11 protein-coding genes are annotated in these 14,032 nt (G+C 70.9%); 6 read left to right on the forward strand and 5 right to left on the reverse strand.

Translation table 11 applies throughout. The features are described from left to right. Nucleotides 1–38 precede the first annotated feature (38 nt). From ABEA24_RS00255 to ABEA24_RS00280, 6 genes are all read left to right on the forward strand, one after another. Nucleotides 39–833 carry an ABC transporter ATP-binding protein gene (locus ABEA24_RS00255; protein WP_345428047.1) on the forward strand — a complete coding sequence of 265 codons (795 nt, stop codon included), beginning with the start codon at nucleotides 39–41 and terminating at the stop codon, nucleotides 831–833. A 100-nt stretch (nucleotides 834–933) separates the two neighbouring features. Continuing rightward, nucleotides 934–2,085 (forward strand): Gfo/Idh/MocA family protein, encoded by a 1,152-nt coding sequence (locus ABEA24_RS00260; RefSeq protein ID WP_345428049.1) that lies wholly within the window; start codon nucleotides 934–936, stop codon nucleotides 2,083–2,085. Continuing rightward, on the forward strand, nucleotides 2,082–3,224 hold the full coding sequence (locus ABEA24_RS00265) for a dihydrodipicolinate synthase family protein (protein WP_345428051.1): 1,143 nt from the start codon (nucleotides 2,082–2,084) through the stop codon (nucleotides 3,222–3,224). The genes ABEA24_RS00260 and ABEA24_RS00265 overlap by 4 nt, the downstream gene beginning before the upstream one ends. A 127-nt stretch (nucleotides 3,225–3,351) precedes the next feature. Continuing rightward, nucleotides 3,352–4,161 (forward strand): sugar phosphate isomerase/epimerase family protein, encoded by an 810-nt coding sequence (locus ABEA24_RS00270; protein WP_345428053.1) that lies wholly within the window; start codon nucleotides 3,352–3,354, stop codon nucleotides 4,159–4,161. A gap of 163 nt (nucleotides 4,162–4,324) precedes the next feature. Then, nucleotides 4,325–6,397 (forward strand): PQQ-dependent sugar dehydrogenase, encoded by a 2,073-nt coding sequence (locus ABEA24_RS00275; protein ID WP_345428055.1) that lies wholly within the window; start codon nucleotides 4,325–4,327, stop codon nucleotides 6,395–6,397. 126 nt (nucleotides 6,398–6,523) lie between these two features. After that, nucleotides 6,524–7,558 (forward strand): hypothetical protein, encoded by a 1,035-nt coding sequence (locus ABEA24_RS00280; RefSeq protein ID WP_345428058.1) that lies wholly within the window; start codon nucleotides 6,524–6,526, stop codon nucleotides 7,556–7,558. A gap of 68 nt (nucleotides 7,559–7,626) precedes the next feature. On the opposite strand, the gene ABEA24_RS00285 is transcribed toward ABEA24_RS00280, so the two are convergent. The 5 genes from ABEA24_RS00285 to ABEA24_RS00305 form a co-directional block, all read right to left on the reverse strand. Further along, the gene (locus ABEA24_RS00285) at nucleotides 7,627–8,652 is read right to left on the reverse strand and encodes a C40 family peptidase (protein ID WP_345428060.1); all 1,026 of its coding nucleotides are present in this window, start codon (nucleotides 8,650–8,652) and stop codon (nucleotides 7,627–7,629) included. A gap of 322 nt (nucleotides 8,653–8,974) precedes the next feature. Then, nucleotides 8,975–10,174, reverse strand: coding sequence for an AbrB family transcriptional regulator (locus tag ABEA24_RS00290; protein WP_345428062.1), 1,200 nt, complete (start codon nucleotides 10,172–10,174; stop codon nucleotides 8,975–8,977). A gap of 198 nt (nucleotides 10,175–10,372) precedes the next feature. Then, nucleotides 10,373–11,548 carry a permease gene (locus ABEA24_RS00295; protein WP_345428064.1) on the reverse strand — a complete coding sequence of 392 codons (1,176 nt, stop codon included), beginning with the start codon at nucleotides 11,546–11,548 and terminating at the stop codon, nucleotides 10,373–10,375. A gap of 147 nt (nucleotides 11,549–11,695) precedes the next feature. Next, on the reverse strand, nucleotides 11,696–12,475 hold the full coding sequence (locus tag ABEA24_RS00300; protein ID WP_345428066.1) for an alpha/beta fold hydrolase: 780 nt from the start codon (nucleotides 12,473–12,475) through the stop codon (nucleotides 11,696–11,698). Between the two features lie 29 nt (nucleotides 12,476–12,504). Further along, nucleotides 12,505–13,947, reverse strand: a complete 1,443-nt coding sequence (locus ABEA24_RS00305; RefSeq protein ID WP_345428069.1) for an MFS transporter — start codon at nucleotides 13,945–13,947, stop codon at nucleotides 12,505–12,507. Nucleotides 13,948–14,032 lie beyond the last annotated feature (85 nt).

Raw genomic sequence — 14,032 nt, forward strand, 5'->3', positions numbered from 1 at the left:
CGATGGCCGGGCCCGGGAGCACACGGGAACGAGGATCAGTGACCGAAAAGGAAGCGAGCCGCGGCGGCAGTGTCCGGCTCGAGGACGTGGCCGTACGGTTCCGTACGAAGAAGAAGGACGTCACGGCGCTGCGCGACGTGTCGCTCGACGTGGCCGAGGGCGAGTTCGTCGCGATCGTCGGCCCGTCGGGCTGCGGCAAGTCGACGCTGCTCAAGCTGGTCGCGGGACTGCTCAAGCCGTCGTCCGGCGACGTACGGCTCCGGGGCGAGGCCGTCACGGGTCCGCGCCATGACATCGGGTACGTCTTCCAGCGGGCCGCGCTGCTGGAGTGGCGCAGCGCCCGGCGCAACATCCTGCTGCAGGCCGAGATGCGTCGCATGCCCGCCGCGCGGGCTCGCGAGCGCACCGCGGAGCTGATCGCGATGACCGGGCTCACCGGGTTCGAGGACGCCTACCCGCACGAGTTGTCCGGCGGCATGCAGCAGCGGGTCGCGCTGTGCCGGGCGCTCCTGCACGAGCCGCCGGTCCTGCTGATGGACGAGCCGTTCGGCGCGCTGGACGCGCTCACCCGCGAACAGCTGAACATCGAGCTCAACCGCATCTGGCGGGAGACGCGGACGACCGTGCTGCTGGTCACGCACTCGATCGCGGAGGCCGCGTACCTCGCCAACCGCATCGTCGTGATGACCGACCGGCCGGGCACGATCGCCGAGATCATCGATGTGGACCTGCCGGACGAGCGCGACTACGCCGAGACGATGGCGCGGCCGGAGTTCGCCCGCGCCACCGGCCGTATCCGCGACCTGCTCGGCGCCGCGTCGGCCGCCGACTGACCGGACCGACCACCCCGGCCACCGACCGAGCCCTCGGCCGTCGGACCGGCGACGCCGGTCCGACGGACACCGAGGCACCCGCAGAGAGGAACACACAGGGATGGCACGCAGGTCCATCGGGATCGTCCTGAACGGCGTGACCGGCCGGATGGGGTACCGCCAGCACCTCGTCCGCTCGATTCTGGCGATCCGCGACCAGGGCGGGCTGACGACCGCCGACGGCACCGTGCTGTGGCCGGAGCCCATCCTGGTCGGCCGCAGCGAGGCCAAGCTGCGCGCCATCGCCGAGCGGCACGGGCTCACGGAGTGGTCCACCGACCTCGGCCAGGCCCTCGCCCGGCCGGACGTCGACGTCTACTTCGACACGCAGATCACCAGCGCCCGGGCGCCGGCCATCCGGACGGCGATCGAGGCGGGCAAGCACATCTACACCGAGAAGCCGCTCGCCGAGGACGTCGAGGAGGCCCTCGCACTGGCCCGGCTCGCGGACGAGGCGGGCATCAAGCACGGCGTCGTGCAGGACAAGCTGTTCCTGCCGGGCCTGCTGAAGCTGAAGCGGCTCGTCGACGGCGGCTTCTTCGGCCGCATCCTGTCGGTGCGCGGGGAGTTCGGGTACTGGGTGTTCGAGGGCGACTGGCAGGAGGCGCAGCGCCCGAGCTGGAACTACCGGGTGGAGGACGGCGGCGGCATCATCGCCGACATGTTCTGCCACTGGCGGTACGTCCTCGACAACATCATCGCGCCCGTACGGTCGGTGCAGGCCCTCGGTGCGATCCACATCCCCGAGCGGGTCGACGAGGAGGGCAAGCCGTACGCCGCGACGGCGGACGACGCCGCGTACGGGATCTTCGAGCTCGAGGGCGGCGTCATCGCGCAGATCAACTCCTCGTGGACGACTCGGGTGTTCCGCGACGAGCTGGTGGAGTTCCAGGTCGACGGCACCGAGGGCAGCGCCGTCGCCGGGCTGCGCCGCTGCCGCGTGCAGCACCGGTCGATGACGCCGAAGCCGGTGTGGAACCCCGACCTGCCCGCCACCGAGGACTTCCGCTCCCAGTGGCAGGAGGTCCCGGACAACGCCGAGTTCGACAACGGGTTCAAGGCGCAGTGGGAGCTGTTCCTGCGGCACGTCGCCGACGACGGCGAGTTCCCGTGGGACTTCTACGCGGGCGTGCGCGGCGTCCAGCTCGCCGAGCTGGGCCTGCGCTCCTGGAAGGAAGGCCGCCGCGTCGAGGTCCCGGAGATCGCGAAGTGAAGATCGACCTGCCTCGCGCGGACGGCTCGATCGTCCCGTACACGCTCGGCGAGCCGCGCGCCCATCCGCGGCCGACGGCCCCGGCCACGTCGCGCGTCGCGTACGCCGCCGCGCACGTCGTCGTTGACCCCCTCGCCGACCCGGAGGCGATCGACTGGGAGACGACGCTGAGCTTCCGCCGCCACCTGTGGTCGTACGGGCTGGGCGTCGCGGAGGCCATGGACACCGCGCAGCGCGGCATGGGCCTCGACTGGCCGGCGACGCGTGAGCTCATCGAGCGCAGCGGCGCTGAGGCGCGGGCCTGCGGCGGGCGGATCGTCTGCGGCGCGGGCACCGACCAGCTGCCGCCCGGCCCGGCGCCGCTGGACCGGATCGTCGCGGCGTACGAGGAGCAGCTCGGCGTGATCGAGGCGGCCGGCGGGACGCCGGTCATCATGGCGAGCCGCCAGCTCGCCGCCTCGGCCGAGGGCCCGGACGACTACGCCGACGTGTACGGACGGCTGCTCGGCCAGGTCGCGCGGCCTGCCGTGCTGCACTGGCTCGGCCCGATGTTCGACCCGGCTCTGGAGGGCTACTGGGGCTCGGCCGACCTGGACGCCGCCGCGCACAGCGTCCTGGCGATCATCATCGAGCATGCCGACCGGGTCGACGGGATCAAGGTGTCGCTGCTCGACGCCGACCGCGAGATCGCGCTGCGCCGCAGCCTGCCCGACGGTGTGCGCCTCTACACCGGCGACGACTTCAACTACCCGGAGCTGATCCGCGGCGACGACGTCGGGCACAGCGACGCGCTGCTCGGCATCTTCGACCCGATCGCGCCCGCCGCGGCGGCGGCGCTCGGCGCGCTCGACGCCGGGGACCTGGAGGCGTACGAGCGGATCTTCGGGCCGACCGTGCCGCTGGCCCGGCACATCTTCGCGACCCCGACGTACTACTACAAGACCGGTGTGGTGTTCCTCGCCTGGCTGGCTGGCCATCAGACGCACTTCCGGATGGTCGGCGGTCTGGAGAGCGCCCGCTCCGTCCCGCACCTGGTCCGCCTCTTCGAGCTGGCCGACCAGGCCGGGCTGCTGCCCGACCCGGAGCTCGCCGTGGCCCGCATGCGCGCATGGCTCACCGTCCAGGGGGTGCCCTCATGAGCGAGCGAATCGAAAGCAGAGCGTGCCCGGTCACTCCTCCGACGCCGGGAGGTCGGCCGGGGCCGGGAGGTCGGTCGGGGCCGGTTGGTCGGGAAGAACAGGCTGGTCGGGCAAGGAGCGAGGCCGCATGACTGTCGAACGGTTCAGCCTGAACCAGTGGACGACGCGGTACTGGCCGCTTCCGGACCTCGTCGCGGGCTGCGTCGCCGCCGGGGTCACCGGCGTCGGGCTCTGGCGCGAACCGGTCGCCGAGTACGGCCTGGCCCGTACGGCCAAGCTGGTCCGCGACGCCGGGCTGACCGTCACGTCGCTGTGCCGTGGCGGGTTCTTCCAGCTCCCGGGCGCGATCGCCGACAACCGGCAGGCCATCGAGGAGGCCGCCGAGCTGGGCGCGCCCTCCCTCGCGCTGGTGAGCGGCGGGCTCCCCGAGGGCTCCCGGGACCTCGACGGCGCGCGGGTGCGGGTGGCCGAGGCGCTCGCCGAGCTCGCCCCGTACGCCGGGCGGTACGGCGTGCGGCTGGCGCTCGAGCCGCTGCACCCCATGTACTGCTCCGACCGGTGCGTCGTGTCGACCCTCGACCAGGCCCTCGACCTCGCCGCGCCGCTCCCTTCCGACCAGGTCGGCGTCATGATCGACACCTACCACCTGTGGTGGGACCCGGGCGCGTACGCCGCCATCGCGCGGGCCGGGGCGGAGGACCGGATCGCGCTGTTCCAGGTCGCCGACTGGATCACCCCGCTGCCCGAGGGCGTCCTGACCGGGCGCGGCATGCTCGGGGACGGCTGCGTCGAACTGCGCCGGTTCCGTACGGCCGTGGACGAGGCCGGCTACACGGGGCCGATCGAAGTGGAGATCTTCAACGAGGAGCTGTGGGCGATGCCCGGAGCCGACTCCCTGTCCCTGTGCCTCGACCGCTTCACCGAGCACGTCACCTGACATTTCTCGACCTCGCGCGTCAGCGCATCCTCCGCCGAAACCGCCCCAGACCCCCCGGAGGAAACATCGGATCTCTGACCCTTGACGCTCGATAAAACCTCATCTACGTTCGGGAAAGCGCTTCCAGAAAGCGCTTTCACCCCACGACCCCATGGGTGGCAGGATGACGAAGTTCAGATGGTGCCTTCTGACCGTCGTCGCTGTTCTCGCGGCCCTCATCATGCCGCAAACAGCTGCGCAAGCCGATGACCTACAACCCGTCAAAGACCCGATCCCCGAACGCCCGATAACCTCCGACCTGGGACTGGTCCTCCAGGAGTACGCCCAGTTCCCGAAGTCCGAGCCGACCCCCGCGCCCGTCGACCCCCGCCTGGTGCGCTGGGCGCGGATCAACTACATCGGCGAGGTTCCGGACGGTTCCGGCCGTATGTACGTGCCGGACCTCAACGGCAACATGTACATCGTCAAGAACGGCCAGCCGCACGTCTACCTCGACGTCAAGGCGGCCTTCGACCCGTACTTCTTCTCCGGGCGCGGCCTCGGCCAGGGCTTCGGGATCGTCGCCTTCGACCCGGATTTCAAGAAGAACGGCAAGTTCTACACGGTCCACAGCGAGCTGGCCTCCAGCACCACCAAGGTCCCGGACCTGACGCCGCAGCCGAACACTATCTACCACGGTGTCATCGACGAGTGGACGGCCGACGACCCGTCGGCGGACACCTTCCACGGGACCCACCGTGAGGTGCTGCGGCTCGGCTTCGCCGGGCAGATCCACGGCATCCAGGAGATCGGGTTCAACCCGAACGCCCGGCCGGGGTCGAAGGACTACGGCAAGCTGTACGTCGCCGCCGGTGACGGCGGGCAGGGCCAGGCCGCGGGCAACAACGACCCGCAGAACCTCGGGGTCCCGCAGGGCAAGCTCCTGCGCATCGACCCGCACGGCAACAACAGCGCCAACGGCAAGTACGGCATCCCGGCCGACAACCCGTTCGTCGGCAAGCCCGGTGACCTCGGTGAGATCTACGCGTACGGCTTCCGCGACCCGCATCGCTTCGGCTGGGACACCGGCGGCAGCCATCAGCTGTTCCTCGGGCACATCGGCGAGCACACCATCGAGGGCGTCTGGGACATCCGCGCCGGTGACAACGCGGGCTGGCCGAACCGCGAGGGCCCGTTCAGCTTCGTGAAGAACGACCGCTGCGACCTGTACACGCTGCCCGCGGACGACGCGAAGTACGGCTACGACTACCCGGTGGCCGCCTACGACCACGACCCGCCGGCCGGCTGGAACTGCAGCAGTGACATCGGCAAGGCGATCTCCGGCGGCTACGTCTACCGCGGCCACAAGCTGCCCGAGCTGTACGGCAAGTACATCTTCGGCGACCTGGTCGACGGCAGCGTCTACTACACCGAGCAGAGCCAGATGCGCCGCGGCGGGCCGCGCGCGCCGATCCACCAGCTGCAGACGTTCGACACGAACGGCAACCGCCTGACGATGCAGCAGTTCGCCGGCGACAAGCGGGTCGACCTCCGCTTCGGTCGCGACAGCCACGGCGAGCTCTACATGATCTCCAAGGCGAACGGCAAGATCTGGAAGGTCGTCGGCACGAAGCACTTCGCCTCGGGTCCGGTCGGCCACACCCACGTGGGCGGCACGGCGGGCGCAAAGAACTGGGCGCCGATCACCCCGTCGAAGTGGAAGTTCGAGGGCAACCAGGTGATCCTGGCCGAGGCCGGCGAGCAGCGCCCCGGCCCGCGTCGTCCGTTCGAGTACGCGGTCCTCACCAAGGGCCCGAAGTTCGGCACGGAGCGGATCGACGCGGACGTGCGGATCGACACTCCGACCGATATCAGCAACCGCGATGTGATCATCGTGTTCGGCTATCAGTCGGACACGCAGTTCTACTACGCCCATCTGTCGCAGAGCAACGACATCTACCCGCACAACGGGATCTTCGTTGTGAACAACGCCGACCGGCTGCGGATCGAGGACCAGTGGGACCCGCTTCGGTCGCGCGGTGCCGATCCGTCGATCACCGACATGAACTGGCACCACGTGACGATCATCCGCCACGTGGACACCGGTGAGATCGCGGTGTACCTCGACCACTCGAAGAACCCGCGGATGACGGCGGTCGACAAGACCTTCGCGTCCGGCCGGGTCGGATTCGGGTCGTTCGACAACATCGGCCGGGTCCGGAACTTCCAGGTCACCGGCACGGCGGTAGGCGACTGATCCCGGGCCCGGGCCGCCGTCCGACCGGTCCGGCGGCGGCCGCGGCCCGGGCCCCCTCTGCATCCCGGCGGTCACCTGCCCCTTGGCGGTGGCCGCCGGGATCCCCAGACACACGTGGAGGGAACGATGACAGATCTCAGCGAGGCGGCGGCCGCCGGCCGCCGTCGGCCCGTACGATCCCGGCGCCTCGGCGCGGCCCTCGCGGCCGTCGCGCTGTGCGCGCCGCTCGCCGCGGCCGCGAGCGCGGCCCAGGCGGATACCGGTACGACGGCCCAGGTCCGAGGACACCACGGCGACGGCAAGGTGCTGCCGAGCCTGCGCCAGAACCTGGTCGCCTACTACGACTTCGAGCATCCCGTACGGGGCAACCCCGCGCAGGAGCGCGACCAGGGGTCGTCCGGCACGACGATCAACCTGATCAACGGCGGCGGCGCGATGCGGGTCCGGGACAGCGCCTATCCCGGTGCCGGGCATGCGATCCAGACCCAGCAGATCAACCCGACGACGTTCGGCAATGACGACTGGAAGGCCGGGCTCTACTCCACGACCGGGGTGCCGACGCTACGCGCGTTCAACCACACCACGGCAATGTCGATCATGGGCTGGTTCAAGACGACCGGCACGAACCCGAGCCCGAACACCAACACCGCGGACCCGTCGGACTCCTTCGGCGCCGTCGCGCTGACCGGTGTGCTCAGCGGAGACTCCCAGGGCCACAACGTACGGGGTCTGCTCGAGATCATCGACGTGTCGGGGACCAAGCGCCTCGTCGCCCTCGGCCGTCGCGTCGACGGCAGCAGCTCCCAGACGTTCGCCGCGAACGAGGACTGGCACAGCATCCTGCCGATCGGCAAGTGGGTCTTCCTCGCCGCGTCGTTCGACTACGACAACGGCACCATGAAGCTGTACAAGAACGGCAAGCCCATCGACGGCTTCTACGTGCTGCCAGGAGACCCCTGGGGCGTCGAGGGGCCGCCGGAGCCGGACTACACCTCCGCGACCGACCCGCGCGGGATCAAGATCGGCGGCGGTTACCCGCAGAACACGCAGGAGGACAACCCCTGCAACTGCCGGTTCGACAGCCTGATGTACCTGAACAAGGTCGTCACCGACAAGGAGGTCTGGCAGCAGTACCGCCGGGCCGTCTCAGGTCGGCACTGACCACCATCCCCCGCCAGAACCGCGCGGTGAGCCCTTCCCCCCGGGGGCTCACCGCGCGGTTTGCGTCGTCAGGGACGGCCGAAGCCGACGAGATGTGCCTGCCAGTAGCCGGCGACGGAGCTGATCATCACGTTCTCCCCGGTCCGGGGGGCGTGGATGAAGCGGCCGCTGTCGACCATCATCCCGACGTGCCCCAGACCGTCGAGGAAGATGAGGTCGCCGGGCTGCACGTCGCCCTGCGCGACGTGGTGGACCGCGTTGTACTGGTCGGGAACGACCCGGGGGATGCTGACCCCGGCGGCGCGCCAGGACATCATCGTGAGACCGGAGCAGTCATACCCCTGGGGGCCGGTGCCACCGGAGATGTAGGGCTTGCCGAGCTGTGCGTAGGCGTAGTTCAGGGCCGCGCGCGCCGAGCCGGACGCCGGACCGGTGTACGACCCGCCTATCTTGCCCTTCGGAGCGCTCGTGGACTGGCCGAGCTTCTTCAGGAGGGCCTTCTGCTTGGCGATGGCCTGGTTGACCGCCGTCTTCTGCGCCTTGAGCTTCGCGACCTTCTGCTGGACCTCCTGGGCAGTGGTCTGCGCCTCGGCCTGGTCGCGCCGGAGCCGCTGCGTCGAGGCGAGGAACGCGGTGAGCTCCTGACCCCGGTTGCTGGCCAGGTGCGTGAAGGTCGACATCTGGTCGAGTGCGGCATCCGGGTTCTTGGAGGCCAGGACCGCGGTGGCCGGGTCGGACGTGCCGGTCTTGTACTGGTCGGCGGCGAGCTGTGCGACCCGCGCGTGCAACTGGTTGAAGCGGGTCTGCTCGGCCTTCGTCTCGGCGTTCATCGACTTGAGTCGCTTCTTGGCGGCGTCGAGCTCGGTCTGCGCCTTGTTGCACTGGTCAACGATCTTGTCGACCTTCGCGTTGAGCTTGTCCAGCTCCTTCTGCGCGGCGGCAGCCGACGGTTTGGCAGGCGCGGCGTGGGCGGTGCCGACCGTCGTCAGCGAGACGGCCACCGCGAGCGACGCGGCCGCGCAGACGCGGAGCGATCGCCGCAACCGCGAGCGGCCGGTGGCGCGAGCATGCGTCAGGGGGTGGGAGGGCGCCACAGAGTCCTACTCCTCTCCTTGCCGCCTTCCGGGTCGGCGATCGAGGCTCGGGCCGGAGCCACCCCGCCGGAACCTCATCGGTTCCGGACGCGCCTCGACGACTGTGATTTCCCGGGTTCCCAAGGGGATTCGGCGGACGGCTGTGCTTCCTGTGAAGCCGGGGGCAGCCGGGCATTCGGTAGTTTAGAGCTGATGAGGTGCCGTTTGCCAATCAATGTTTCGTTAACCTTTTGCGACGACGATGCCGCTCATTCCATGACTCTTGCCGACAAAGCCCGTCCGCGCGTATCCGGGGAACCCGGACGAAACCATCAGGCAGCGCTCAGCTTCGCCCCACCATGGAACGGGAGGACTCGGACCGGTCCACGGCGGCGGGCGCCCGGCGCCACCGGGTGAACGACAGGCGGACCAGCACGGGTGCCAGGGTGACGACGGCGAACAGCCGCACGCTCTGCACGCTCGACACGAGCCCGACGTCGGCGTTGGTCGCGACCGAGGTGGCGAGGACCGCGTTGATCCCGCCGGGGGTCGTCGCGAGGTACGCGTCGGCGTACGACAGGTTCGTCAGGCGGGCCAGCAGCCATGCGAGCAGTGCCGAGACGACGCTGATGACGATCGTTCCGCCCAGCATCCAGGGGAGGAGCCGGCGCGCGTGCCGGAGAGAGTCCGGGCGGAACCGCAACCCGATCTCCAGGCCGATGCAGGTGAACACGAGCGTCTGCAGCAGCCCGGCCGGCCGGAATCCGTGGGCCGCTCCGGAGAAGGTCGCCACGACGGTCACCAGCATCGGGCCGAGCACCATCGGTGCCGGCAGCGACAGGCGCCGCCCCACCTGGCCCCCCAGGACCGCCACGGCGCACAGCACCAGGAGCCCGGCCGGCTGATGAGCCCCGGCCACCAGGTGCAGCATCTGCGGGCTGACGGGCGAGTGCGGCTCGGCCGACCCGGCGCCGCCGTGCAGCAGGGGCCCGGCCAGGGGGACGACCACCGGCGCGGTCACCGCGATCATGGCGACCCGGGAGTACTGGGCGATGGCGACGAGCCGGGTGTCGGCCCCGAGCTCGTCCGCCGCGACCAGCATGGCGGCCGCGCCGCCCGGCACGGTGGCCAGCGTCGCCGTCCGCCGGTCGAGCAGACCGGTCCGCTCGATCCGCCGGGCCACCCCCACGCTGAGCAGGACGGTCACGGCGGTCACGATGGTGAGCGGGAGCATCGCCGGCGCGGCCGCACGCAGCGCCGCCGGTTGGATGTAGCCGCCCATCAGCACCCCGGCCATGGCCTGGGATATGCGGTATGCGCGGCGCGGCAGGGTGGCGGTGACGAGCCCGGACAACGCGAGGAGCATGCCCAGCAGCAGCCCGGCGAGCATGTACGGCCCCGGCACCCCCGCCGTGTGCGCTCCCGCGCCGATCAGGAAGGCGGCGGCGACGACGACGCACCAGCCCCAGGCCGGCAGCGGACGTCTCACCCGGGCGCTCGGCGGGCCGACCGTTCCGGACGGCCGGGCCTGTACCTTCCCCATCGACGACACATGTTCACTGTGTCCATCGACGCGGCCGTTGATGGTTATGACGGCGAACGCAATGGCCTATGAAGATGTCGCGCTAGGCCAAGATAAGCCCGCTTACACCGTGTTCCGTCTTAAAAACGGAGGGAATTCGACCGGGGTGGCGGCGCTTCGGCCCTCAAAGCGCGGTTCTTCGGCTTTCGGGGTATTCGGCTAGTGATGGTCGTGGGCCGCGTGGTCGTGGCCGGCGTGCTCGGCGTCGGGTGAGCCGCCCATCATCTTCAGCATCGGGATGCCGCCGGTCCGGACGAAGCGGACCAGCAGGACGGCGGTGAGGAGAAGGAAGGCGATGTTCAGCCACGTCGTGTAGTTCCACGAGACGCCCGCCTCCATCACCACCGCGTGGCGCTTGCCGGGAACGAGGCCGGTCACGCCGAAGACCAACTCGATGAGATAGCCGGCGACCACCATGGCCACGTAGAAGGTCCCGGTGATGAACAGGGCCATCCGGGTGCCGTAGTACTTCCGGTAGATCATGATGATCGGCAGGATGATCAGGTCGGCGAAGATGAAGGCGACGACGCCGCCGAAGCTGATGCCGCCGTTCCACAGCACCGCGGCCAGCGGGACGTTGCCGATCGAGCAGACGAAGCTGACCACCGCCACGAGCGGACCGACCAGCGGTCCCCAGATCTTCGCCGCGAGCGGGTGATCGACGAGGAAGAAGTGCTGCCAGAACGAGTCGGGCACCCATGCGGCGATCGCCCCCGCGATCAGCAGCCCGATGACGAGGTCTCGCAGGATCGCCGCCCACTCCATGACGAACACGTGCGCCACCGAGGTGAAGCCCTCGCCCGACAGGAGCCGCTGCCAGAACGAGCCCTCCCGCTGAACGGACATGTCCATCGCGGCGTGGCCCTCCATCGAGCCGGCCACGCCGCGTTCGGCCTGCTCCCGGGCCGCGCGTAGCAGCCGCTCGCGCAGGAACAGCCGGAACAGCACCGCCAGGACCACGATCATGATCGGGCCGCCGACGAACTCGGCGGCGGTGAACCGCCAGCCCATGAGCAGCGCCAGGATGATGCCGAGCTCGATCACGAGGTTGGTCGAGGCGATCTCGAAGGCCATCGCGGCGATGAAGCTCGCGCCCTTGCGGAACAGCGAGCGCGCCAGCGCCACTGCCGCGTACGAGCACGACGACGACGCGACGCCCAGGCCGGCGGCGATCGTGAGCGTACGGGGCCGCCCGTCGCCGAGCAGCCGGACGACCGTGGACCGTCGCACCACCGCCTGGACGATCGCCGACAGCAGGAATCCCAGGATCAGCGCCCAGAGGATCTCCCAGGTCATCGACCCGGCGATCGCCAGCGCGTGACGGATCGCTCCCATGCTCTCCCTCTTTTCGCCGGAGGTTACGGCCCATCCAGATTCCGTACCATATACCCCTATGGGGTTTATTGCCATACCGGCCGGGGGCCGACAGTGATTGGGACGTACCACGCCTCCGGCCGGATATGCCCGCCGCCTGTCGGCGGATCAGCAGTCCGGGCTCGACAGCAGGAGGGAGGCCACGCGTTCCGGGTCGTCGGGCATGGGAACGTGGCCGCAGCCAGGCAGGATGACGTGCCGGGCCGCGGGGAGGATCTCCCGCGCGCGGAGCGCCTGCCGCGGCGGCAGCAACCGGTCGTCCTCGCCCCAGCCGATGGTGACGGGCACGCGTGGCCGCGGATCGGGGGCGAACCGGTAGTGGCGCGTGTAGGGCAGCGTGGCGGGAAGGGCGGCCGACGCCGCGAACGCCTCGGCGGCGGCGCGGGCGTCGGCCGGGGACAGCCGGGCCGGGCGACCGTAGTACGGGCGGAAGAGCAGCATCCGGAAGGCCGCGACGCTCGCGAGCGCGGGCCCGACCGGCCCGGACAGGCGGGCGAGCCCCCGGCTCAGCCGCAGGGACGCCATCGTGGAACGGATTTCCCGGGTGTTCCAGAAACCGATCGGCGACAGCGCCACCGCCGACGCGACCTCTCCGGTACGTGCCAGCTCCAGGGCGATCGCGCCGCCGAGGGAGTTGCCCGCGACATGGGGGCGGTCGAGGCCGAGCGCCCCGATCGCCTCCCGTACCGCGTCGACGTACCCCGCGACGTCGTAGCGCGCGCCGGCCGGCAGCGACGGCGACTCCCCGTGCCCGGGCAGGTCCAGGGCGATCACCTCCCGTTCCTCGGCGAGAAGGTCGCGGACCGGACGCCAGGTCCGGCGGTCGAGGCCGACTCCGTGCAGGAGCACGAGCGGCGGGCCCGTGCCGGAACGGTCGTGCGCGAGCATGGGACTCCTCTCGGGAGCGGTGGTCGGGCTCAGTGGGCGTGCGGCATGCCGGTCGACCGGGGCCTGCCGGGCGGGACGAGCCACAGCGCGAGCACCGCGGCGATCGCGGCCGCGACGGCGAACACCGCGTACGCGTCGGTGAAGCCGCCGATCACGGGGACGGCGGACAGGCCGGCCGCGGCGATCGTGGAGGCGACGGCGACGCCGACGGCGGCACCCAGCTCGTGGAAGGTGTTGATCACCCCGGAGGCGAGCCCGGCCTCCTCGTGCGTCACGTGGGCCAGCGCGGAACTCGTCGCGGCGACGAAGACCGGCCCGACCCCCACGGTCGCGATGACGATCCCCGGGAGCAGGCCGGTGAAGACGCTGCCGTGCCCCGAGAGCCCGGTGAGCAGCCCGGTCCCGAGGGCGATCAGGCCGAGGCCGCCGACCGCGACCGGCCGGGTCCCGACCGTGCCGACCAGCCGTCCGCCCAGGTGCGCCCCCAGCCCTGTCCCGAGGGCCGCGGGCAGGAAGAGCAGGCCCGTCTCCAGGGCCCCGATGTGCCGCGCGTGCTGCAGGTACTGCGAGCCGAGGAAGAACATCGAGATCAACAGGCCGGAGGCGACGAGCATCAGGAACGCGCCCGCGGCGACCGGACGGCGGGCGAGCATGCCGACGTGCATCAGCGGGTGCCGTACGGTCCGCTCGACGAGGGCGAAGACCGCGTAGAGCACGACCGCGGCGGCCAGCGCCGCCAGCGTGCCGGCAGCGGACCAGCCGGCGTCACCGGCGTGGATCATCCCGTAGATGAAGGAGGCGGTCGCGGCGGTGACCGTGAGGGCGCCCAGCACGTCGAGCCGTCGTGCGCCGCCGCCGGAGCCCTGGGCGGGGACGGTGGCCGGGAGGGCGCCCAGCACGGCCACGCCGACCGGGACATTGACGAAGAACGCCCAGCGCCAGCCGGGCCCGGCGGTGAGCACGCCGCCGGCCAGCACGCCCGCCGCGAACCCGATGCCGCCGAGCGAGGCCCAGACGCTCAGCGCCTTGGTGCGCTCGGCGCCGTGGAAGGTGGTGGTGATGGTCGACAGCGCGGCGGGTGACAGCAGCGCCGCGCCGATCCCTTGGGCGACGCGGCCGCCGAGCAGGGACGCCTCGTTCTGCGCGAGACCCGTGACCAGCGAGGCCACCGTGAAGACCACCAGCCCGGTCAGCATCATCCGGCGGCCGCCGAAGGCGTCGGCGAGCCGTCCGCCCAGGAGCATCAGGCCGCCGAAGAACAGCGTGTACGCGGTGACGGTCCACGTCAGCGCCGTACGGCCGAGCGCGAGGTCGCGGCCGATGTCGGGGAGTGCGACGTTCACCACGGTGACGTCGAGGATCAGCATGAACTGGGCGACGCTGATCAGCGCGAGCGCCGCCCAGCGGCGGGGAGCGACCGGCGCCGGGGGACTGGCGTGGGCCGGGTGCGGGGAGTGCGTCGGATGTGCCATCGAGGGCCCTTCTAACGGTCGGACGTACCGCGGCGCGCGGCGAACAGGGCGACGAGCAGGCTGAGGACGGCGACGCCGGCGGCCG

The sequence above is a fragment of the Actinoallomurus vinaceus genome, assembly GCF_039542055.1.
Classification (GTDB): Bacteria; Actinomycetota; Actinomycetes; order Streptosporangiales; family Streptosporangiaceae; genus Actinoallomurus; species Actinoallomurus vinaceus.